This is a genomic window from Desulfallas thermosapovorans DSM 6562, assembly GCF_008124625.1.
GTDB classification, from domain to species: Bacteria; Bacillota; Desulfotomaculia; order Desulfotomaculales; family Desulfallaceae; genus Sporotomaculum; species Sporotomaculum thermosapovorans.
This window is the reverse complement of sequence record NZ_VNHM01000002.1, coordinates 90,269-113,750: the sequence shown is the minus strand read 5'-3', so window position 1 is coordinate 113,750 and position 23,482 is coordinate 90,269. Positions and strand designations below refer to the sequence as shown.

The 23,482-nt window shown below is 48.5% G+C and carries 18 protein-coding genes and 5 tRNA genes; all 23 read right to left on the bottom strand.

All coding sequences use genetic code 11. The annotated features are described in order from the left end of the window. Positions 1-26 precede the first annotated feature (26 nt). Positions 27-1,508 (bottom strand): sensor histidine kinase, encoded by a 1,482-nt coding sequence (locus tag LX24_RS02375; protein WP_166510539.1) that lies wholly within the window; start codon positions 1,506-1,508, stop codon positions 27-29. Positions 1,509-1,914: 406 nt separating this feature from the next. After that, entirely contained in the window at positions 1,915-3,192 is a 1,278-nt protein-coding gene (locus LX24_RS02370; protein WP_166510538.1) for a methyl-accepting chemotaxis protein, read from the bottom strand. A 321-nt stretch (positions 3,193-3,513) separates the two neighbouring features. Beyond that, the gene (locus tag LX24_RS02365; RefSeq protein ID WP_166510537.1) at positions 3,514-4,134 is read right to left on the bottom strand and encodes a DUF6789 family protein; all 621 of its coding nucleotides are present in this window, start codon (positions 4,132-4,134) and stop codon (positions 3,514-3,516) included. 330 nt (positions 4,135-4,464) lie between these two features. Then, positions 4,465-5,559 (bottom strand): two-component system sensor histidine kinase NtrB, encoded by a 1,095-nt coding sequence (locus LX24_RS02360; protein ID WP_166510536.1) that lies wholly within the window; start codon positions 5,557-5,559, stop codon positions 4,465-4,467. 12 nt (positions 5,560-5,571) lie between these two features. After that, entirely contained in the window at positions 5,572-6,690 is a 1,119-nt protein-coding gene (locus LX24_RS02355; RefSeq protein WP_207706502.1) for an oxidoreductase, read from the bottom strand. 186 nt (positions 6,691-6,876) lie between these two features. Then, a tRNA-Val gene (locus LX24_RS02350) sits at positions 6,877-6,952 on the bottom strand. A 55-nt stretch (positions 6,953-7,007) separates the two neighbouring features. Beyond that, a tRNA-Val gene (locus LX24_RS02345) sits at positions 7,008-7,083 on the bottom strand. 3 nt (positions 7,084-7,086) lie between these two features. Next, positions 7,087-7,162, bottom strand: a tRNA-Glu gene (locus tag LX24_RS02340). Between the two features lie 19 nt (positions 7,163-7,181). Then, positions 7,182-7,256: transfer RNA gene (locus LX24_RS02335), tRNA-Ile, on the bottom strand. A gap of 8 nt (positions 7,257-7,264) precedes the next feature. Continuing rightward, positions 7,265-7,339: transfer RNA gene (locus LX24_RS02330), tRNA-Asn, on the bottom strand. Positions 7,340-7,406: 67 nt separating this feature from the next. Beyond that, positions 7,407-8,525, bottom strand: coding sequence for an RNA polymerase sigma factor RpoD (gene rpoD, locus LX24_RS02325; RefSeq protein ID WP_166510534.1), 1,119 nt, complete (start codon positions 8,523-8,525; stop codon positions 7,407-7,409). After that, complete coding sequence (gene dnaG, locus LX24_RS02320; protein ID WP_166510533.1) at positions 8,522-10,327, bottom strand: DNA primase; 1,806 nt, start codon at positions 10,325-10,327, stop codon at positions 8,522-8,524. The genes rpoD and dnaG overlap by 4 nt, the downstream gene beginning before the upstream one ends. A 91-nt stretch (positions 10,328-10,418) precedes the next feature. After that, on the bottom strand, positions 10,419-11,480 hold the full coding sequence (locus LX24_RS02315) for a deoxyguanosinetriphosphate triphosphohydrolase (RefSeq protein WP_166510532.1): 1,062 nt from the start codon (positions 11,478-11,480) through the stop codon (positions 10,419-10,421). A gap of 108 nt (positions 11,481-11,588) precedes the next feature. Beyond that, positions 11,589-12,203, bottom strand: a complete 615-nt coding sequence (locus tag LX24_RS02310; protein ID WP_166510531.1) for a flavodoxin family protein — start codon at positions 12,201-12,203, stop codon at positions 11,589-11,591. 119 nt (positions 12,204-12,322) lie between these two features. Beyond that, positions 12,323-12,895 carry an RNA 2',3'-cyclic phosphodiesterase gene (thpR, locus tag LX24_RS02305; protein WP_166510530.1) on the bottom strand — a complete coding sequence of 191 codons (573 nt, stop codon included), beginning with the start codon at positions 12,893-12,895 and terminating at the stop codon, positions 12,323-12,325. A gap of 212 nt (positions 12,896-13,107) precedes the next feature. Further along, on the bottom strand, positions 13,108-15,765 hold the full coding sequence (gene ppdK / locus LX24_RS02300; RefSeq protein WP_166510529.1) for a pyruvate, phosphate dikinase: 2,658 nt from the start codon (positions 15,763-15,765) through the stop codon (positions 13,108-13,110). Further along, complete coding sequence (locus LX24_RS02295) at positions 15,755-16,633, bottom strand: pyruvate, water dikinase regulatory protein (protein ID WP_423244318.1); 879 nt, start codon at positions 16,631-16,633, stop codon at positions 15,755-15,757. The genes ppdK and LX24_RS02295 overlap by 11 nt, the downstream gene beginning before the upstream one ends. Continuing rightward, a complete protein-coding gene (gene ccpN / locus LX24_RS02290) occupies positions 16,605-17,246 on the bottom strand; it encodes a transcriptional regulator CcpN (protein ID WP_166510528.1) in 642 nt (213 codons plus the stop codon). Before ccpN ends, LX24_RS02295 begins: the two co-directional genes overlap by 29 nt. A 139-nt stretch (positions 17,247-17,385) precedes the next feature. Further along, entirely contained in the window at positions 17,386-19,479 is a 2,094-nt protein-coding gene (gene glyS / locus LX24_RS02285) for a glycine--tRNA ligase subunit beta (protein WP_166510527.1), read from the bottom strand. 1 nt (position 19,480) lies between these two features. Continuing rightward, entirely contained in the window at positions 19,481-20,359 is an 879-nt protein-coding gene (gene glyQ, locus LX24_RS02280) for a glycine--tRNA ligase subunit alpha (protein WP_166510699.1), read from the bottom strand. 497 nt (positions 20,360-20,856) lie between these two features. After that, entirely contained in the window at positions 20,857-21,342 is a 486-nt protein-coding gene (locus LX24_RS02275; protein WP_166510526.1) for a DUF4342 domain-containing protein, read from the bottom strand. A gap of 87 nt (positions 21,343-21,429) precedes the next feature. Further along, positions 21,430-22,188 carry a DNA repair protein RecO gene (recO, locus tag LX24_RS02270; protein ID WP_166510525.1) on the bottom strand — a complete coding sequence of 253 codons (759 nt, stop codon included), beginning with the start codon at positions 22,186-22,188 and terminating at the stop codon, positions 21,430-21,432. A gap of 204 nt (positions 22,189-22,392) precedes the next feature. Beyond that, positions 22,393-23,367, bottom strand: coding sequence for a magnesium/cobalt transporter CorA (gene corA, locus LX24_RS02265; protein WP_166510524.1), 975 nt, complete (start codon positions 23,365-23,367; stop codon positions 22,393-22,395). Positions 23,368-23,482 lie beyond the last annotated feature (115 nt).

Sequence of the window (23,482 nt, the reverse complement as noted above, 5' to 3'; positions counted from 1 at the left end):
AAAATTTTAACACAATTATCAATAAATTAATTTGCAGCTTTTGATTCGTCATTATATAACGGAATGGTAAAAGTAAACAAACTCCCCCTGCCAACATTGCTTTGTAAAGTTATGGTTCCACCATGCATTTCCACCAGGTTTTTTACCAGTGTGAGCCCGATGCCGGTACCACCATATTTTCGGGAACTGGTGCCATCAACCTGGTAAAACATTTTAAAAACGGCGACTTGTTCTTCAAGATCAATACCAATACCATTGTCAGCAACACTTACACTAATTTTGGAATCTTCCGGTTGCAAAGCTGCATTAACCCGCACCCATCCCCCGGGAGCGGTAAATTTAATGGCATTACCCATTAAGTTGGTCAATATTTGTCCCAACCGCCCGTGATCAGCCCTAACAGCCGGTAAATCAGCAGCTATGCTTAGTTTCAAATCCACCCCTTTATTTTCAAACTGCGGTTTTAAACGCCGCGCCACACCCGTGATTACTTCTTCTAAATTCACCTTTTCCAGATTTAAAACCAATTTCCCGGCCTTTATACGGGATAATTCGGCTATTTCATTCACCCTGTTCAGCAAGTCGTGGCTACTATCACTTATTTCATTTAAATAATCTCGTTGCAGAGGATTTAAAGGACCGGTTTCCTTATCGGATAAAAGTTCGGTAAAGGCAATAATGGCGGTTAGAGGTGAACGCAACTCGTGATTGGTATTAGCCAGAAAAAAATCTTTAAATTGTTCGGACTCCTTTAAAAGGCGGTTGGCTTCAGCAAGTTCACCGCTTTGGCGGACCAGTTCGGCATTGGTTTTATATAACTCGCCAATAGATTCATCAAACAGACCCTTTAATATCAAACTAAAAGAGATTATTTTGAAAAAATGTCCCATAAGGTTATAAAGATCATAAACATTTGTGTAAGTAACAAAGGCCAGCTCGCCCATTATACCAACGAGCAGCGCGTAAAACAGGTAGACATCTCTTATATCATTTGACCGGGTGGTGTATATTTTAAAAGCCGCCAGCAGGTAAAATACTATAATTACGCATTCCAAGGCTAATTTTAAGGGTGTTTGCCGCATGGCATGAGGGTCGTACATGATGGGCAAATGGGCCAATTTGACCGCCACCAACCAGGTCACCATCCCGGAAGCAAGTAAAGCCAGGGCCATAATTACCAGCGGTTTTTTTATGCGGATTACCTGGTTGGGCAAAAAGACAGCCGCTAGAATACCCAGTCCCTGCACCATCCTGGCGATCACCCAGTAAGTTGAGGCCTTGTTGGCGGTATTGGGAGTAATAAAGTCGGGCATAGAAACATAAGACAAAGTATGTACGAAATCAAAAACGCCAAATATTAAAAATGTCAGAGCAATAACCAGCATTTTCCTCTGCCACTGGTAAAGATAATCATACCAGCAAAAAATACAAACCAGCATGGCCGCCACAATACTGGCAAATTCCAAAATCATATGGGCGGTTAAAAATATGTCCGGCTCAAGAACCAAGTAAACCCTTCCCACCCATAAGCATAGTAATGCCGATAAAAGGAGTATTACTGCTATCCAACGATTTTGGATGTAAAGGGGCACATCACCAACACCTTTCGATTATGATTGACTTCAAGACCCGGTGAAAGATATTGAGTATAAGATATCTATCCTGCATTGCACTACCGCAAAGAAAAGCAGAATGGAGAACATTCTTATTCGGAAAATAAACTCAAGGGAATAAAAAGAGGGTAATGCAATATATTCGCATAAAGGGCAAAAACTCCTTTAAATAAGCAACCCTGAATTCTTCGGGTTAGATGCAAACAACCGGACGTTAATAGCCCGGTTATCATGTATAACCTACAGGTGGTAAATTTTTGATTAATAAACCATTAATTAATGTTAATCATGTGTGGCGAGATCAAGCCACCTGCTCTTTGTTGATTTCATCCATCATTTGCATAAATATACCAATTATCTGTTTCGATGCATTGGTAAGGCTGATCACATGGCGAAAAGCCTCATTACTATTGCCTTCATGATGATGTTTGACTGCCGCAATGCCATGCTGGTGTACCAGGCGATGGGGTTCTTCGATGGCGGCAAAGGAACGCTGAAGTGCCTCGCTATAGCCTTTGATTACGTCTTTACCATCGCCGTAGTACCAGCGACCTAAACGGCAGTTGTGGTGATCCGCCAGTGTATTATCCCCGGCTATTTCCCCTCTGATAGTCTTAACCACCAGGTTTATCCAATTGGCATGGTCAATAATCCGTTCCGCCAGGAAAGCCGCCAATCCGATAGCCTGAAAATCCCGGCGGTGCTCAATGGCTTTCCATACATCACTGGTAACCCGCAGGGATAGTTCACCATGTTCTTTAGCATCGCTGGCCACCTCATCGGCAAACTTGGTATTTTCAGCAATGGTTTCTGTTTCAGCGGCGATTTCCTGGGTAACCGAGCTTTGTTCATCGGTGGCATTGCTCAGCTGGCTTAGTATTTCCGTCATGGACTTTACACTCTCTTCAATACTGTTAAAAGGTGAAGCTAATTTCATAGCTGATTGAATACCGTTTTTAACTGCATTTACACTATTGTCCAATACTTTAAGGGTAGTATTCATCCCCTCAGTTACCAGGGTAACGTTTTCTTTTATTTGGCCGGCGGACTGTTTGGTCTGTTCCGCCAATTTACGTATTTCTCCGGCCACCACAGCAAAACCACGGCCGGCCTCGCCAGCCCGGGCGGCTTCGATAGACGCATTTAAAGCGAGCAAATGGGTCTGTGAAGTGATTTCATTGATCACCTCAACTATTTCTCCGATACGGTTCACCCGGTGGTTCAGTTCTTTAATGACCCCCACCAATTCACCAATATTGGCATTGGCATGTTCAAGCTCCCGCAGGGCGCTTTCCAGCACCTCTTTGCCGGAGCCCACTTCCTTTTCCACTTCATGCTGCACACCGCTGGCATACTGGGCCGAAGCGGTGATTTCTTCTATAGATGCAGACATTTGTTGCGCCGCCGCCGATAGCGCGTCCAACTCAATGCTTATATTTTTAATACGGTTTTCAGTTTTATAAGCAGTTAGTTCATTATAAGCATTGGAAAACATGGAAAAGGCAGTGGATTTGGCCATGGCACGTAATAATAATATGATATCCTGGTCATTACATTTTTTAAAAAAGGATATTTTCATTCTTTTGCATCACTCCCCGCTTCTTATTATTATATTATATTAAATATAATATTATAAGCCCTTATTGCAAATATTTTATATTTTTTAGACCCAATCTTACCAAAAAGCCAAGGAGCTTTAGGACAGCGGCAGTTCAGTACATACAGCAACTTCGGCAAATAAATTGCATACAAGAGTAAACGCTGCTTTATCCCTGGTGGATATATTCGCCATTGCTACTAAATATCTTTTTTCCTTTAAGAAAGATCCTCAAAAAAGATCTAAAAATTTTAAATTAACCGAGCTCGCAAATAGTAGCTGTTGCAAATTCCCAAAACACATCTATCTATTCCCTTTGATCAACCCGAATATTTTAAACAAATTACGAAATTTAAACGGCTTCCTATCACTTCTTGTGTTATTAATCTCCATAACAGGTTCCTTTTCCTCAGTATGTAATAGTTTTCGTGCCGGAATAGGGGCAAAATGATTGTTAGTTTCTTTACTACGAATCGTTTCTTCTTCAATTTTATGAAGCCGCTGGGTAAAAAAAGCCAGACCTAAACCAAAAGCAAAATGCGCAATTATCGTCACCATAATGCCTAAGGGTTCTTGAGGCAGCTTTGCTTGTACAGATTGGCCCAATAAAGTACCAAAGAGGTTTACCCATATAAATAAACCAAACCCGATTCCTTTAATCCAAATGTGTTTTGTACCGGTCAAGCTGATTAAACCTACAAAAAGAACTCCTAAAGTAGCTGAAACCGTTAAATCTGCCACTCCTCCAATTATGTACGATATTGGTTGTTGCAGATCATCACGTTCGAGAAATCGTGAAGCTGTAATCTGCCAAAAGACAACGTTGGTATAATTCAGTAGATATGAAATGTAATTAACAGATAATTTTAGAATGTCCGCAAGAATACCAATTATCGCACCAATCAAAATGATGTCTTTACCCATAATTTATTCTCCCTTAACACCTGTGTGAGATCCACCTATTATATCTGCACCTGGCACCATAGCCTGTTTTTAAACAAACTTTTTAATATTATTTACCGTTGTTTGAAATGTATACTAATAATTGAAATATGACATTACACCTGAATTCGCCGTGCTTCCCAGGCCGTTTATGGCAAAATTAAAATGAGCACTTTGGAAGTAAAAAAACAGAACATAAAACTGGAAAAAACCATTGCCAGCACCCCTGCATTATCTTACCCTTCTAGTTGATGGGGCTAAAAAGAGGTAAGAAAGAAAGAGAGAATGTTGACAATGGCTCAGATACAGAAGTCATAGCAGAAATGATTTTACCAGCGGCAGCGTGATAATAAAATTAGCCCCTTTACCGGGCTCGCTTTCAGCCCTGATAAGGCCTTTGTGGGTGTGGATAATACGCTGCGCTATAGTAAGTCCCAACCCTGTTTTTTCTTCCCTGGTTGTAAAGAAGGGCGTAAAAACATTATCCAAAATATCATGTTGAATCCCAGGCCCGTTGTCGGACACAATGAGCAGAGCCTCATTTCCGGACAACTCGGTGGTAATATTGATCATTGCACCGCAGGGTAAGAACTCTAAGGAGTTATCTAATATCTGTAGCAGCGCCAGTTTAAGCGAGATCATGTCTCCCAGGATTATCGCACCAGCCTGTAGTTTTGATACCACCTGTATTCTTTTTTCCTTTAGTTGGTCGGCCACCAGCGAAACAGACATATGGACTAACTGGTCTAAATTCACTGGTTTCATATCCAGGGCTTTAGATTTTGACATATGAGTAAATCTTTTTACTAAATTGTGGATTGAATCCAACTCTTTTAAAATAATATCTGTGTATTCCTTGACCTTTTCTGTAGGTAGGTTATTATCCCCGGCTTTTTGGTTCAGGATTTGTACCAGTCCCCTGCTGGTAGTTAGGGGGTTTAGAATTTCATGGGCCATGCCTGCTGCCACGTTACCCAGCATGGAAAGCTTACTTGATTCACTGAGCCGCTTATGAAACTCATAAATGGGTGTAATGTTTTTAAAAATACCTACCGCGCCTATCGTATTACCCTGTTCATCCCTCAACAGCATGGTATCTGTGGTTATATAAAGGTTATTAAAACGGGCTTTTTCGGAACCAATGTTTTCAAACTCCTGGCCGGTTTCCAGGGTAATCAGGGTGTAACGTTCTCCCGGGGGGATTTGGGCAAAAACTTCGTTATAGTGAATTCCACTGATATCTTCGGATCTAACATGAAATATTTCCTCGCAGATACGATTCACGTAAACTAAATTTCCCTTGGCATCAATGATAATAATACCTATATTGGCGGAGTTTAAAATAGGTTCAATTACAGCCCGTACTTGTTTATTAAAAACTAGGCTAGCGATACCCTTATGGAACATATAATATACTCCCTAAATGATTAATAATTCTTTGAACTTATTTTTACGCGCATTGTCCCAGGCAGCGCAGATTACCGGTTTCTGTTGCATAACAAGCTTGATACATGTATCGCATTCGGTCCTGCACCGTTTAATCTCCTCGTTTTTCCCTTCTGCAGCCTTTTGAGGCCAAGAGGGGTCTGCAAACAGGACCCTGGCCAGCCCCACCAGATCGGCCTGGTTGGACGCCAGTATCTGTTCCGCAGCCTCCGGGGTAGCTATACGGCCGGCGGCTATTATCGTGGTTCCGACAACTTCCTTGATGGAGCCGGCCAGATCAGCCATGTAGTTTTCTTGCATGGATAGGGTAACCTTATCCGGTAAGAACATGGACTCATAAGTACCGGCGGTCACGGAAAGATAAGCAACGCCAAGTTTATCCAGTTCTTTTGCGTATATTTTGGCTTCATCCAAATGCAAACCGCCGGGCAACCATTCGTCGGCCATAAACCTGTAACCCACCGGGTAATCCGAGCCGAGTGCCTGCTGTACCCTGTGCACAAGCTGAAGTCCGAAACGCATGCGATTCTCCAGACTTCCGCCGTACTGGTCGTTACGCATGTTGGTTCGCGGGGAAAGAAACTGCGCCGGTAGATAACCGGTAGCCCCGTGAATTTCCACCCCGTCAAATCCTGCTTGCTTTGCGCGCATAGCAGCATCAACGTATTTTTGTATCACTGATTCGATCATTTCTATGTTCATTTCCTCAGGTGCCGGGCCGCCGAACGCAGGAACTGGCGACGGTGCAATTGGGTTCGGCACCATGGCGAACCGCCCACCATGATTGATCTGGCAAAACGCCGCCGCTCCACCTTCTTTAATCACGCCGGCTAAACGTGATAGCTCAGGTATGGATTCGTCGCTGTCGATGGCCATAAGCCTTCCAAATCGGGAACGCTGACCGTCTACAATCATGTTTTCCACCACGACCAGGCCAACCCCGCTTGCGCCCATTTCTTTGTAATGTTCCAGGATAGCCGGGCTTATGGTACCGTCCGCATTGCCGTAGCCGGTAAACATAGGCGCCATGGTTATCCTGTTTTTCAGCAAGCAGTTTTTGATCCTTGCCACCGTGAAAAGCCTGGAACCCAAAATCATCCCCTCCTTTTATTATCAATAATTTAACATTTTCTTGACAGATTAATGAATATCCTTCCAGATATAATAAAATATATCATTTTATGTTATATTAAAAGTCAATTTATGATTTTAAGGATAAATAAGATCTCAAAAAAGAGATAACACCGGAGATTGACTCCGGTGCTACTGCTGATTTCCTGGTGGGAGCAAACGGGCTTGAACCGCTGACATCCTGCTTGTAAGGCAGGCGCTCTCCCAGCTGAGCTATGCTCCCTCGCTTGTTATTCAATTATAATGCCGGAGATGTGTCCTCCGGCACCGGTTTTTACTGGTGGGCGATGACGGACTTGAACCGCCGACATCCTGCTTGTAAGGCAGGCGCTCTCCCAACTGAGCTAATCGCCCTTGTGGTGACCCCACCGGGATTCGAACCCGGGTTACCGCCGTGAAAGGGCGGTGTCTTAGGCCTCTTGACCATGGGGCCGTTATGATCCTTGAATTAGTGGTGGGCCCACTAGGATTCGAACCTAGAACCAGCCGGTTATGAGCCGGATGCTCTACCGTTGAGCTATGGGCCCGGAGGGATTGGCTCCCCGAGCTGGATTCGAACCAGCAACCCTCCGGTTAACAGCCGGATGCTCTACCGTTGAGCTATCGAGGAACGCTACAGCAGTTATTATACAATAAACCTACCCCTCGGTCAATAGTATTTATCAAGTAAATTTTAACTAATCCAAGTAATCCTTTAACTTTTTACTACGGCTGGGATGGCGTAGTTTTCTGAGGGTCTTGGCCTCAATCTGCCTGATCCTCTCCCGGGTGACACCGAATTTCTGGCCCACTTCCTCAAGGGTTCGCGCCCGGCCATCATCCAGCCCGAAGCGCAGGCGCAGCACCTTCTGCTCCCGGTCGGTCAGTGTAGTTAGAACATCATCCAATTGTTCCCGGAGCAAAGTAAAGGAAGCCTCCTCGGCCGGTGCCCGGGCATCGTGATCTTCAATGAAATCACCCAGGTGGGAATCTTCCTCTTCACCAATGGGAGTTTCCAGCGATACAGGCTCCTGGGCAATCTTCAGTATTTCACGTACCTTTTCCTCGGAAATACCCATTTCTTTGGCAATTTCCTCGGGCAGCGGCTCGCGGCCCAACTCCTGCAGGAGTTGCCTGCTCACCCTTATTAATTTATTGATGGTTTCCACCATATGCACCGGAATGCGAATAGTCCGGGCCTGATCGGCTATGGCTCTGGTAATGGCCTGCCTGATCCACCAGGTGGCATAGGTACTGAATTTAAAGCCCTTGCGGAAATCAAACTTTTCCACGGCCTTAATGAGACCTAAGTTGCCCTCCTGTATAAGGTCCAAAAACAACATGCCCCGGCCTACATAGCGCTTGGCAATGCTAACCACCAGGCGCAGGTTTGCCTCGGCCAGCAGGCGTTTGGCTTCTTCGTCACCCTGTTCCATACGCTTGGCCAGTTCAACTTCCTTTTCCGGTGTCAAAAGGGGTACCCGTCCGATTTCCTTTAAGTACATGCGCACGGGATCATCTATGCCAACGCCCTCCGGAACAGTTAGGTCAACCTCCACGTCGTCGCCGGAGTCGTTATCATCTTCTTCAATGGGGGAAGCGTTGATGGTCTCGATATCCTGAGCGTCAGGCACCACTTCGATACCCATGGCGGACAATTTCTCGTATACATCGTCAATTTGCTCGGGAGTAAGGTCTATACCCTGTAAACTGTCCATGACCTCGTGATAAGTCAAGACTCCCCGCTTTTTGCCCTTTTCAATTAATTCCTTGACATTTTTTAAAACCTGTTTTTTATTGGAGTCTTCCTTGCTCATTGCAACATTTCCCCTCCCTTCAGGGTTTGATTAATAGAACCTATCTCTTGCAAAAGGCGTACCATTTCATCGCGATCCCCGGTTTTTTCCGCAACGGCCAGGGCATCCTGCAATTGCCGGCTCTTATCCTGCAGTTGTCTTTTTTTTATAGCAGTAATATAGCCGTGTAAAAGCAACTCCGTATTTTCGCCGGGAACCGGTTCCATTAACATAGCACTCAACCTTTGTTGATACTCCTCTTCCATGTAATCAAACACAACAGATAATGTATAAGAAACAGGCTGTTTATATGTGTCTAAAATTTTGTCATAAACCTCGCGGCAAAAATCATCCTGAAAAAAGTTGCCCGGCAATACACCGGCAACGGTATCAATCAATTTCTCATCTTCCAGGATTAACCTTATTAACCCGTACTCGGCCCTTTTACCAAAATCACCGTTAAATTTAATATTACTTATATTATGCTTATTATTAGCAATTTTATCCGGTTTTACTGCATTTTTTCGATTGTTATTGGTAAATTTTTGGAGTTTTTCCACCACAACATGGTAACCGGTAAACAGTTTGGCCGCCACCAACCTGATCGCTTCGTTCTTTTCCAGTTCTCCGGGTATAGCTGCCAAAGCGGGTAAAACCTCCTCCAGCACGGCATCCTTGGCCACAGAACCCCCCTGATACCTGGCCATGGCCCTTTGGAGTTTAAACTCCACCAGCGGTGTGGCCTTTTCAACCTGCTGTTTCCACTGGTCGAGGCCCCGGGTGCGTAAAAATTCGTCCGGGTCCTTGCCTTCGGGCAAAGTTAATACTCTTACCCGGCACCCCAACTCCTGCAATATATCAAGTCCCCGTACTGCCGCCGCCATTCCCGCAGCATCAGCATCGTAGGCAATAATTACTTCCCTGGTATAATTCATCAACAAACGCCCGTGTTCTCTGGTCATACTGGTGCCCAGTGATGCCACCGTATTGGCCATACCAAATTGGTGAGCGGCTATGGTATCCATATAACCTTCGGTGATGATAACGTATCCCGCTTCACGAATGGCCTGCCGGGCGCGATCCAGACCGTACAGTATCTTACCTTTACTGAAGTAATCCGTTTCCGCGGTATTCAGATACTTGGGCAATCCATCCCCCAGCACCCGCCCGCCAAAACCGACCACCCGCCCCCGGACATCACTGATGGGAAACATCAAGCGACCCCTGAACCGGTCATACACTTTACGTTCACCGCTAACCGCCAGACCAACCTCCAGCAACTCGGGTATGCTAATACCCTTACTCTGCATAAACTTCAGCAGAGCGTCCCATGACGGAAGCGCATAACCCAAGCCGAAGTTTCCGATCATGTCCGGTGAAATACCCCTGCCCCTCAAATATTCCCTGGCCACGGCCGCTTCGGGATGCCGCTGCAGTATAGACTGAAAGAATTCTCCAGCCAGGGCGTTTATCTTCCAGGCTTTTTCCTCCCGGCGCAGGCGCTCCCGAACCCTGGGGCTGTAACCGTCGGGGACCGCCACACCCACCCTTTCCCCCAACATTTTAACCGCCTCGGGAAAGGATAAATTATGCTGCAGCATGATGAATTTAAAAACATTACCGCCCGCATTGCAACCAAAACAATAAAATATTTGTTTATCGGGCGTAACTGTAAATGACGGATCGTTTTCCCGGTGAAATGGACAGTGGCCTACATAGTTGCGACCTTTTTTCTGCAGCGTTACATACTCGGATATTATCTGTATGATATCAGCCCGCTGCCGAATATTCTCCACTATCTCTTCGGGAATAAACCCGCCCATGGATATCACCTTCCAACTGACCGCTGTTTGGCAAACTTTCCAAAACGCAAATCATATTGGTCGTTTAACATTTATTCGCTGTCACTATAAATTATCCTTCCGGGTTCGACATTTTTTTGTCTGCTGTTCCACCCTGCCTGGTGAAACTGCCCCCGGGAATGGCGAAAGACCGGGGAATAAACAACTGTTTAAACTGGGTAATGGCGTAACGGTCCGTCATGCCCGCTATATAATCGCAAACCGCCCGCTCCACGCCTACGATGCGGGACCTGGTCCGGTGTTCTGCAGGTAAATACTGGGAATACTTAACCCAGTAAGTATAAAGGTATTGCAGCACATGCCGTGCCTTGTCCTCTTCACCCTTGGCTTCGGAATCTATATAAACATGGTCAAAGAGAAATTGTCTTAATTTGTCGGTCGCCTGCTGCACCTCACTGCTCATGGCAATAACCGGCCTATCCCGGCTGTTTATAATAACATCCGTGACCATGGTATTAATGCGCGTCCGGTGCTCAAAGCCCAGTATTTCCAAACAAATAGCGGGCAAGTCCCGTACTTTTAAGATTCCGCCCCGGATAGCATCGTCAATATCATGGTTTATGTAGGCCACCCGGTCAGCTATGCTAACTACCTGGCCTTCCAGAGTGGACGGGCGCACCGGCCCGGTGTGGTGCAGAATACCGTCGCAAACTTCCCAGGTAAGGTTAAGCCCCGTCCCACCCTCCAGTTCTTCCACCACCCGCAGGCTCTGCCGGTTATGTTTAAATCCACCCGGCATGACTTCATTGAGAGCGTTTTCTCCCGCATGGCCAAAGGGAGTATGCCCCAGATCATGCCCCAGCGCTATAGCCTCGGTGAGATCCTCGTTAAGGCGCAGGGCCCGGGCTACGGTGCGGGCTATCTGAGCCACCTCCAGGGTGTGGGTAAGTCTGGTACGATAATGATCGCCCTCGGGAATGATAAATACCTGGGTTTTATGTTTGAGGCGACGGAACGCTTTGGAATGGATAATTCTATCCCGGTCACGCTGGAATGCCGTTCTGATCCGGCACGGCTCTTCAGGATGACGGCGACCAACCGAGCGTGCGCTGCACACTGCAAAGGGAGATAAAACTTTTTCTTCCATTGCTTCGGTGTACTGGCGAATGTCCACCTGTACCCCACCCCTTGAAAAATAGATTTAAACGGGTAATCCACAAGTAAGATAAGTTACCCCCGACAAGCCTGACAAGCGACCAGCGGGGGTAAACAGGCAATACTATTATTTCCCCTGGGTACGGTGGGCACGCAGGCCAGCGGTAGCCTGGGCCACCTCCAACACCCGCCGCGCCAGGATACGGGTGCGTATTAACCCATCACGGTCATCTTCGACCGGACGCTGGGCACAGGCACCCAGGTGCCCGGAATCATAATCAATAAAGCCGTCCCCCACCACAGTCATACCCTGACAAAACATCATATCCTGCATAGACCGCAGAGTAGTTTCCTGCCCGCCAAAACGGCTGGCACCCACCGCCAGCGCACCGCCCACCACATTAAGCAGCGCCTTGTCCTTGCGTAAAAAACGTGTTTTATCCCAAAAGGCCTTCAGCGGTGCTGAAACAGTACAGAAATACACCGGGCTGCCCATAATGATACCGTCACAACGGCGCAGCAAATTATAAGCTTCCTCCAGCGCCGTGTTACGGAAGCAATTACCTTCACAAGGATTGGAACAGGCCACGCAATAGGGCACCTTGGACTTGGTCATTAAGTCGGATACCTGCATAAAATGCCCTTCACCGCCTGCAGCCGTTATCTCTTCCAATGCCACCCGAAGCATCAGTGCTGTATTACCTTTGGCGTTGGGACTTCCATTAATTGCAACTATATACATAGAACTCCCTCTTTCTTCAATAACCAGTGTTTAAGTTGGCCCAACTACTTAACATCTCATCTAAGATTTAAGCACGAATTTATAAAATTTATGCCCAAAACCATGATTTATGCTTTATATCAAGGGGTCAACCGTACCGAAGCCAATAATTGATACACCGGGCCTCTACTGGTGAGCCGGCTTTTCATTAAATCAATGCTGGATACCGCCAACCCGCCGATATTCCCCCGGTCATCGCCAATTTCCCGTGCCCTGCGCACCAGCAAATCACTGCCCTGGGGAGAGCGTAATCGCCCCAGAGTTAAATGGGGCGCAAAATTTTGACCATCAGCCCAGCCCAGCGCGGTCATACACTCCTCCACCCGCCGGTATAGGCGGTGGAACTTTTGCACTTCACCATGCACGCCTACCCAGATAACCCGGGGGCGGCGCGGCCCCGGAAAAAAGCCAAGCCCGCTCAACTGCAATTCAAAACCACCCGTTCCGTGCACGGCTTCATCCACCACTCGGACAATTTCATCAATCCGGGCATCTTCAACATCACCCAAAAATTTCACGGTTAAATGCAGGTTATGCTTTTCAACCCATTTAACATTAACCGGGGCGGTACGTAAATCGGACTGCAATGCAGCCAGCCCGGCTTTTATATCCTCCGGTAAATTAACGGCCCAAAAAAGTCGCAACTGCCGCACTGTATCACCTGCCTGTCCAACAAAGGGTTGTGTCGATGCCCTGGATTTTTTGTACTTCTATATTTTTTCCCATATTCCTCTTAGTTAACAAATATTTAATATTGACCATTTAAAAGGCCAACGGCCTTCTGCTAAGCTTAAATAAAAAACCAGGGTACCGCGTCATAATCCCATCAGGTGACAGAACCCTGGTTAAAATTTTTATTTAAGCCTTACTTAGATTGGTCTTTATTTTTAACAGCAGCCTGGGCGGCAGCCAACCGGGCAATGGGCACTCTGAAGGGTGAGCAGCTTACATAGTTTAAGCCGGTAATATGACAGAATTCAATGGATGAGGGCTCGCCACCATGCTCACCGCAGATACCTATCAACAAATCGGGTTTCACACTACGACCCAGCTGCACCGCGGTTTGCATTAATTTACCCACCCCGCTGCGATCCAGCACCATAAAGGGATTATCCTTCAATATTTTCTTCTCCACATAATGCTGCAGGAACTTACCCTCGGCGTCATCACGGGAGAAACCCAATGCGGTTTGGGTCAAATCGTTGGTACCAAAGGAGAAGAAATCAGCCGCACCGGCCACCTCGTCGGCCAAAAGCGCCGCCCGGGGCACTTCGATCATGGTACCCACGGTGTATTCAAACTGCACACCTGTCTCCTTCATTACATCGGTGGCCGTCTTCTCAACCACCTGGCGCAGGAAGGAAAGTTCGTTAACATCAATCACCAGTGGTATTTCCACTTCCGGAATTACCTTATAGCCTTCCCGTACCAGCCGCGCCACGGCTTGGAAAATAGCCCTGGCCTGCATGGCGTAAACGGCCGGGAAGGTGATACCCAGGCGGCAGCCCCGGTGTCCCAGCATGGGGTTGAATTCAGACAGCGCGCGCACTTTCTTGAGCAGTTCTTCCTTTTGCCTGATTTCGTCGGCACTGCCTCCGGTCAGCCGCAAAGTGGTGATTTCCACCATCAAGTCCTCAGCATTGGGTAAAAACTCATGCAACGGCGGGTCCAGCAACCGGATGGTTACCGGCAAGCTTTCCATGGCCTTCAGAATACCATAGAAATCCTCTTCCTGCATAGGCAGCAATTGAACAAGGGCATTATTCATCTGCTCGACATCCGAGGCCAGAATCATCTGTTGCACTATGGGCAGGCGATCCTGGGCCATAAACATATGCTCGGTGCGAACCAAACCGATACCCTCGGCACCGAATCCCCTGGCTTTGGCAGCGTCTGCAGGTGTGTCGGCGTTGGCCCGCACGCCCAAAGACCGGATTTCATCCGCCCAGGTAAGCAGTTGCTGAAATTCATCGCTGAGCTCGGGATCAATCATGGGCACCTCGCCCAGCATGACCTGACCTGTAGCCCCGTCTATGGAAACGATATCGCCTTTTTTAACGGTTACCCCGCCAACTACAAACTCTTCTTTGGCATAATCGATACGAATAGCTTCACAGCCGCACACACAGGGTTTACCCATACCCCGGGCCACCACTGCAGCGTGGCTGGTCATACCGCCCCGGGAAGTAAGGATACCCTGGGCCTGCACAATACCATGAATATCATCCGGTGTAGTTTCAGTGCGCACCAAAACCACCTTTTGCCCGTCCAGGCCAAGTTTCTCGGCCTCATCGGCATCAAACACCACCTGGCCGCTGGCGGCACCGGGGGAAGCCGGAAGACCTTTGGCAATTACCTGTAGCTTGGCATTGGGGTCGATGCGCCGGTGCAGCAGGTGATCCAGGTGGGCCGGTTCCACTCGCATGATTGCCTCTTCCTTATTAATCAGACCCTCGTTTACCATATCCACCGCAATTTTGATGGCGGCTTGGGCGGTACGCTTGCCATTACGGGTCTGCAGCATCCACAACTTGCCCCGTTCAATGGTAAACTCGATATCCTGCATGTTGCGGTAATGTTTTTCCAGTAGTGTGCAGGTTTCAGCAAATTGTTTGTATACACCGGGCATGGTATCCTTCAAAGTGGCAATGGGCTGCGGGGTACGGATACCGGCCACCACATCCTCACCCTGGGCATTAATTAGATACTCGCCGTACAATTCATTAACGCCGGTGGACGGGTTGCGGGTAAAGGCCACGCCGGTACCACAGTCATCGCCCAGGTTACCGAACACCATCACCTGGACGTTCACAGCAGTGCCCAGGCTGTCCGGTATTTTATTCACTTTACGGTAAACAATGGCCCGCTCGTTATTCCATGAATTAAACACGGCATAAATGGACTTAAACAGCTGTTCCATGGGTTCCTGGGGAAACGGGCTGCCGGTTTCCCGTTCAATAAGCTTCTTATATTCTTCCACCACCACCTGCCATTGTTCGGCAGTCAGTTGATTATCAAATTGGACATTGGTCAAATCCTTTTGCCTTTCCAGGATGTGTTCAAATTTATCATGCTCAATACCCAGCACTACATCGCCGAACATATTTAAAAAGCGGCGGTAGCAGTCCATGGCAAACCGGTCATCCCCGGCGGCCCTGGCCAGTCCCTTGACTGTTTCATCGTTTAAACCCAGGTTCAACACAGTATCCATCATACCGGGCATGGAAATGGGTGCACCGGAACGCACGCTGACCAGCAAAGGATTGTCCGGATCGCCAAAGCGTTTACCGGTTTTCTCCTCCAGTGTTTTTATCTTTTCCCGCACTTGCTCTTCCATGCCGGGTGGGAATTGCCTGTTCTCTACATAAAACTGGTTACAAGCATCGGTGGTGATTATAATGCCAGGAGGAACCGGTAATCCTATACTGGTCATTTCCGCCAGGTTGGCACCTTTACCACCCAGCAGATCCTTCATATCAGCCCTTCCTTCTTCAAATGTATAAACCCATTTGTTAACTACCATGCCTTTCCCCCCTGTAGTATATTTCCAGCACGCGGCTGGCGGTTTCTTCAACGGCTTTATTAGTTACATCAATTATTGGGCAACCAATTTTTTTCATTATCATTTCTGCGTATTCCAATTCTTTTAAAATGCGTTCCATGCTGGCATAATCGGCATTGGAAGTAAGACCCAGCGATTTTAACCGCTCCCGCCTGATTTCATTAAGCTGCCTGGGACTGATTTTCAGGCCAATCACCTTGTGCCGAGCCAGGCTGAAAATTTCCTCGGGCGGAGCCACTTCCGGTACCAGCGGCACATTGGCGGCCTTGATACGTTTATGGGCCAGATACATGCACAATGGTGTCTTGGAAGCGCGGCTCACTCCGATAACCACCAGATCCGCCCGCAGGATACCGCGGGGATCCTTACCATCGTCATATTTAACGGCAAACTCAATGGCCTCCACTTTACGAAAGTACTCCCGGTCCATTTTGCGCACCAAACCCGGTTCCAACCTGGGCGGGGAGCCTTTCAGCCTGGTTAGGGCTTCCAACATGGGGCTCATGATATCCACCGTTAGGATCTGGTGTTTTTTTGCTTCCGCCACAAGAGTCTCCCGGAGCTCCGGCAGTACCAGTGTATAGGCGATCATACTATTAAACTGACCGGCTTCCTCCACAATTTCCGGAATTTCCGATGCTTCATTAACGTAGGGAACCCGGCGGATCTCCACCTCGCTGCCGTCAAACTGGCTGGCTGCCGCCTTGGCCACCAATTCAGCCGTTTCACCAATGGAATCCGATATGATATATATTACCGGTCTTGGTTTATTATTTTCCGTGGATATGGATACCGCCTCCTTAGTAAGCACCTTCGCCCAATTCAACAAACAGCCTGGTGACATTGGTTTTGCTGAACCGCCCCACCACTTCCAGATCCTTGTGGTCGTCCTTTCCTTTAACCTGGCGCACCACCGGTAAGGCATCCACTTCATGGGTGATTAATTTACGGGCAGCCTCCAAAACTGAAGCGTCTGACTCCACATAAACAACATTGGGCATTCTGGTCATTATTACCCCTACAGGCAATTTGTGTATATCCTGCCCGCCCAGGGTGGTTTTGAGCAAATCTTTGCGGGAAATTACCCCTTCCAGAAGGCCACCTTCACGTACAACAAACATGGTGCCCACATCTTCTATGAACATGGTGACAACAGCATCATAAACCGTGCACTGCTCGGAAACCACCACCGGTACCGATTTGATATCATTGATGGTTATTTGGTGCAGTTTTTCAGCCAGCTCCTGCCCGGGTTTTTTGCCGCTGTAAAAATAGCCTACCCGGGGGCGGGCTTCCAGCATGCCCGACATGGTTAAAATGGCCATGTCGGGTCGCAGCGTGGCTCTGGTAAGTCTCAGCCGCTCGGCTATTTGTTCACCGGTGATAGGCCCTTCCTTCTTAACTATTTCAAGAATAGTTTCCTGCCTTTTGCTTAGCTCCATATCATCGCCCCTTGCAGAGCAAATATGCCATACTATTAACCTTGGCTCTTATAAATAATATATATTATATATTCAGATGGAATTTCCTCTTAATAAGTATATTATTTTTTTGTTAAGCTTTTATCATATTTCAATGATTTTATTTATTTGATGTTACCATTTTACTCAAGTCTGCCATACTACCAATAAATGCCGCGATTTTTTTCAATAGCGCCAGGCGGTTATCCCTGATCCGTTCATCATCCACCATCACCATTACATCATTAAAAAAGCGGTCCACCGGTTCTTGGAGCCGAGCAATGGTGGAAAGGGCGGCGCCGTACGCCCGGTCGTTCATTCTGGTGGTGGCGGTGGCGGATACTGATTGAAAAGCCTGGTAAAGTTCCCGCTCGGCGGCTGAATCAAACAGTGCCGGGTCCACCCGGTCATGGGCCGCTTTCCTGGCCAGGTTATATGCCCTGGTAAAGGCAGTGAGCAAGGCGTCAAAGGCCGGGTCCGTGCGAAATTCTTCCAGGGCCTGGCCCCGCAGCCAGGTTCCCGCCAAATCATCTATACCGGCGGCCAAAACAGCATCAACCGTATCATAGGGCAATCCCCTGTCGATAAATAAACCACGCAGGCGCTGCCGGAAAAATTCTTCCAACTCTCCGGTAACCTGCTCCAGCGTCAGTTTCATGTGCACCCGGCCGGTGTAGCCGCTGTACGCCCGGGCAATAATCTCCCGCAGGGACAGTACCAAACCGCCATCCAATATAATATGGCATATTCCCAGAGCCTGGCGCCGCAGGGCGTAGGGATCCTGGGATCCGGTGGGCATAATACCCACACCAAAGCAACCCACTATGGTGTCGGCCTTATCGGCAATGCTCAATACCCGGCCCGGTAATGTTTCAGGCAACTCATCGCCTGCAAAGCGGGGCAGGTAATGTTCATATATCGCCCTGGCCACCCTTTGCGGTTCACCTTGACGCAGGGCGTACTCCCGTCCCATAATCCCCTGCAACTCCGGAAACTCGTAAACCATGTTGGTTAACAGATCTGCTTTGGCCAAATAGGCGGCCCGGGTGGTGTCCCCCTGCTCTTCAAGACTTGCGCCCAAACGAGCGGCCAGCAAATCGGCCAGGGCGGTAATGCGCTGCACCTTTTCGTAAACCGTACCCAGGCTTTCTTGAAACACCACCTTTTGCAGTCCTTCCACCCGATCCGCCAGATTTGTTTTCAAATCTTCCTGCCAGAAAAAGGCGGCATCGGAAAGGCGGGCTCGCAGCACCTTCTCATTACCGGCTCGGATAATATTGATGCTTTCCTGATCGGTACCGCCGTTACCCACGGCAATGAACCGGGGCAGCAGGTTACCACCCTCATCGCGCACCGGAAAATAACGCTGGTGTTCCCGCATGGGGGTAATTAATACTTCCCCGGGCATTTGCAAATATTCTTTATCAAAACTACCGCACAGGGCAGTGGGATATTCCACAATATTAGTAACCTCATCCAACAAGTCGGGATCAATTTCCGCCTGCCCGCCTTCCCGGGCTGCAGCTTCAGTTACCTGCCGGCGAATGATTTCCCGGCGTTCGGCCAGATCAACAATTACATTCGCTTTACGCATTACATCAAAGTAAGCGCCGGCCTCATCAACAACCAGCTTACCGCTGCTCAGGAAACGATGGCCGTAAGTATAACGATCGGCTTGCAAACCAGCCATAGTGAAGGGCAGCACATCACCGCCCAAAAGACAAAGCAGCCAGCGGATGGGGCGGGCAAAGCGCATGTCCAGGTCGCCCCAGCGCATGGGTTTGGGGAAATGCAGCCCTGTGATTAGTTCCGGGGCCAACTCCTTTAGCACGGCAGCGGCAGGCCGGCCGGCCTCCTGCTTGACGGCAAAAACATAGTCCACCGGGCCCACCGATCTGCGCACCAGATCTTCCACCTTGACACCGTTGCTTTTGGCAAAGCCAAGGGCAGCCCGGGTGGGCTCCCCATCAGCATTAAAGGCCACCTTCACCGCCGGGCCTTTAACCTCTTGCAGCAAAGATTGCTGGGTTTCCGCCACTTTCCGTACAAAGACGGTAATGCGGCGGGGGGTGCCGCAGGTGATAATTTCCTCATAAGCCAGCCGGTGCTCCTGCAAAGATTGTTCGGTTAGTTTTTGCAATTGAGTCAGGGCCGGTTCTAAAAACCGGGCCGGCAGTTCCTCCACACCTATTTCCAATACAAAGTCCTTGGCCATATCAGGCACCCTCCTTCCTCAACAGGGGATATCCCATGGCTTCCCGCTGCTCCACATATTTTTGCGCACAGGTCCGGGCCAGGTTGCGTACCCGGTGGATAAAACCGGTGCGCTCGGTAACACTGATGGCGCCCCGGGCATCCAGCAGATTAAAGCTGTGTGAGCACTTTAAAACATAATCATAGGCCGGCAGTACCAACCCTTTGTCCGCCACCCGCCGGGCCTCGCGCTCGTACATATCAAACAGTTTGAACAGCATGGCTGTATCCGCTTCCTCAAAGTTATAGTGAGAATGTTCCACTTCACCGCGGTGATGCACGTCACCATAGCTGACGCCATCCACCCACTGGATATCATAAACGTTATCCTTTTCCTGTATATACATGGCCAGACGCTCCAGACCGTAAGTGATTTCGGCGCTTACCGGCCGGCAATCAATACCGCCGCACTGCTGAAAGTAAGTGAACTGGGTAATTTCCATGCCGTCCAGCCAGACTTCCCAGCCCAGACCCCAGGCACCCAGGGTGGGCGATTCCCAGTTATCCTCCACGAAACGAACGTCGTGTTTGCGCGGGTCAATACCGATGGCCTGTAAGCTCTCCAAATAAATATCCACCACATTGTCCGGCGAGGGTTTCAAGATGACCTGGTACTGGTAATAGTGCTGCAGCCGGTTGGGGTTTTCCCCGTACCGGCCGTCCGTAGGCCGTCGTGAGGGCTCCACATAGGCCACCCGCCAGGGCTCGGGTCCCAGCGCCCGCAAAAAAGTAGCGGGGTTCATGGTACCGGCTCCCTTTTCCACATCATAGGGCTGCTGAATAATACAATTTTGTTTGGCCCAAAAGGCATTCAGCGCCAGTATCAATTCCTGGAAATTCAAATCTAACCAACCTCCCATATAAATATGAAAACCCCCCGGCCCGGCATAAAGCCAGGGACGGGAGGCATTTCCCGTGGTTCCACCCTGATTGACCGCCCCAATAAGGAACGGCCCACTCTTTGTGGGCAGGCTTTACTCACCGGCCCAAAACACCGGCTTTCCTCCTGCGGCTCGGGAGCCCCTTTCACCAAGGCATGCCACCGGTTCACACCACCCACCGGCTCTCTGCAGGGCAACACATTAGCTACTCTTTCCCTCATCGCCAAACTTTAATTATTTTTGAAGCAAGTTTAATTCAGGTGAAGATGCTTTAACTCCACTGAATTTAAAACTGCAAATGTTGGCCTTTGCTTCCCGCTTATAGAGGCGGGAGATTTGCGCCGGTATTTCTTACCATACGTCCTTTGTAAGGTTGGAATACCAGTCCTTCAGGGCGCCAAGTTATTCAGGTCAAAATAAATTTATCAAATCTTGTCATTAAAGTCAATTATATTAGATTACTGTACCGGTGGGTTTTTATAGGTAAAGGTTTCGCCGGTGGCAGGCTGTTCAGATTGCCCTTCCCCCTTTTTGGACCGGTGCTCTATCTCCAGGGTGTATTTTTTGGCCATTGCGGTGGCCGTGCCCAGTGCCCCCAGTATGGCCAATTCACTGCTGGCCAGGGCGGCCAGCACGCCCAGTGCGCCCATTGTGGCCGGCATTTCAAAAACAGTGCGCTCGCCTTGCTTAACCTTGATTCTGGTGTCCTGACCCCGTTGCAGCATTGATTTAACATGCTCCAGGATATCCTGGGCACGGCCCTGTACCTTTTCGGTAAACTCGTCCTGGCCTGTACCCCCGGAGCATGACCGCTCAGACTCTTCCAAATTGATTAACGCCTCAACCACGTCACCCCCGGCATCATCAAGGGCCTTTTTGGCTTCCCGGTAGGTAACCCCGGTTCTGGATCTGATTAAATCGATTTTTTCCAGATCGCTGTTCATGCACGGTTCCCCCTTAAATCATAATTTTGGATATCTTATGGATAAACATATCGTGTTTTGATTAATTTAACCTTTTAAGCAGCTTCTTTATACACCGGGCTTAAAACTATTCAGTTTATCCATAAACTGTAGTGACCGGGACAGTTTTTCCATGTGCCACTGTAAATATTCCCGCATGATAGCGCGCATTTGGAACCGGCATGACTGCGACACGCGTAACCTGTTAATCTTATTTATATCCCAGTTTAATAACGTTTGCATTACCGCCACTGTGCCCCTATTACAGGATATTCCCCCGGCACTGCCGGCACAGCGGGAACAAACCAGGCCACCGGCCCGGGCACTGAACCGGGCTATGGGGCCGTTCACCTGTCCACCACAATTGACACAACTGCTTAAACCCGGCAAATAACCCAACATGGCCATTAATTGCATTTCAAACCACCGCGCCACCAATTCCGGGTCGGCTGTTTTATCCAGTTCCCGCAGGGTTTTAACAATGTGCACAAAAACATCCCCGTGGGGATCTCCGTCCATAGTAAGGGCATCCACCAGTTCAGCAACATGGCCGGCATAAAGCATTTTATCCAGATCCGCCACTAGCCCGGGAAAAAATTCCCGTCCCTCGCACTGGCTGATACTGTCCAACTCCCGCCCCCGCCGCAGTAAAAAATCAGTTACCGAAAAGGGCTGCACCGCCCCCCGCTTGCGGCTGGTGGGTTTGGCCACTCCGTGGGCCACCACCTTGATTTTGCCCCGCTCTTTGGAGAAAAGGGTTAAAATGCGGTGAGCGTCACGCATTTGCCGCGAATTGAGCACCACCGCCAGTACTTTGTAAAGCTTCATTATATCCTCCCAGCCACAGATACTCCTAAATTATATCATGTCAATATGACAATAAAATGTCCACAATGTACAGTTAACCGTCAATGAAAATAAAAATGAGGAGGAACTGTAAATGTCCAGCACGTGCATAAAAAAGACGGGCTTGTTAAAATACCGCGTGCCATTGGAGCAACCGTGTATTTAAACAATTCCGTCCTTTGATCCCTAAATCCATTTTTTCATCTTGAACACCATAAACATCCAAGCCGTCACCCCCAAAAGTCCCGCGGCAATGGCAACGGTGGACCAGGGGCTGTTCTGTTCGGGTAACGGTACATTCATGCCGAAAAAGCCGGTAACAAAGGTCAAGGGCATGAAAATAAAAGATATCACGGCTAGTACACGAATGGATTCGTTGGTCCGGGCACTGATGATGGAGTAGTATGTCTCCAGGGCACCGTCCAGTAAATCCCTAAAGCTGTCGATGGAATCGATGATGCGCTCAATATGGTCCACCAAATCCAGGTAGTAAGGTTCGCTTTCTTTGGAGATCTGGAATACAAACTGGCCGTTACTACCGGAAAACATCCTCTTTTGCGGTAAAATAGCTCTGCGCATGGACAGGATAGTCCTTTTCAGGGCCAGGAACTCCTCGGTAATCTCCTTACTGGCCTGCTCGTACAGTTGATCCTCCAACTCGTCAACCCGCTGGTCGATGCGGTCAAGGATGGGGAAATATTCATCGGTAATACCGTCCAGGATGTAGTATAAAAACATGTCGGAACCTTGTTCCATATACTTGGTCCGGTTGGACAGGCACTCCCTGGCCATACGCCCCAGGGTGGGCAGCGTTCTGCGATGCACCGTCACCACATAATTGGAACTTAAAAACACATTGAGCTGTTCAAGGGTTATTTCCTCGTCACTGTCTTCCTTATAGCGCAGGGCATGGAGCATGAAAAAATAGTATTTATCATAAGCGTCCACCTTGGCCCGGGGGCTCTGCTGCAAACAGTCCTCCACAGCCAGGTAATGAAAATCAAAAATATCCGCCAGGTAATTCAGCTCACGCCCGTTTGAAAAGTCATACAGGTCCACCCAAAGCAAATCATCTTCATGTTGAATTAAATCTTTCTGCGTTAAATCTACATCATGGATTAACCGTTTCCGGGTGGCATCGTAAAAATAAGTTTTGATCATCCGGGTCACCTCCACGGAAGTTATGCAGTTCTGTATTAGTATGCACAGCTAAACTTCGTCGGTGAGGAGATTCTTCCATGCAGGCACCCCCTTTTAATGCAATATAAAAGGCCTT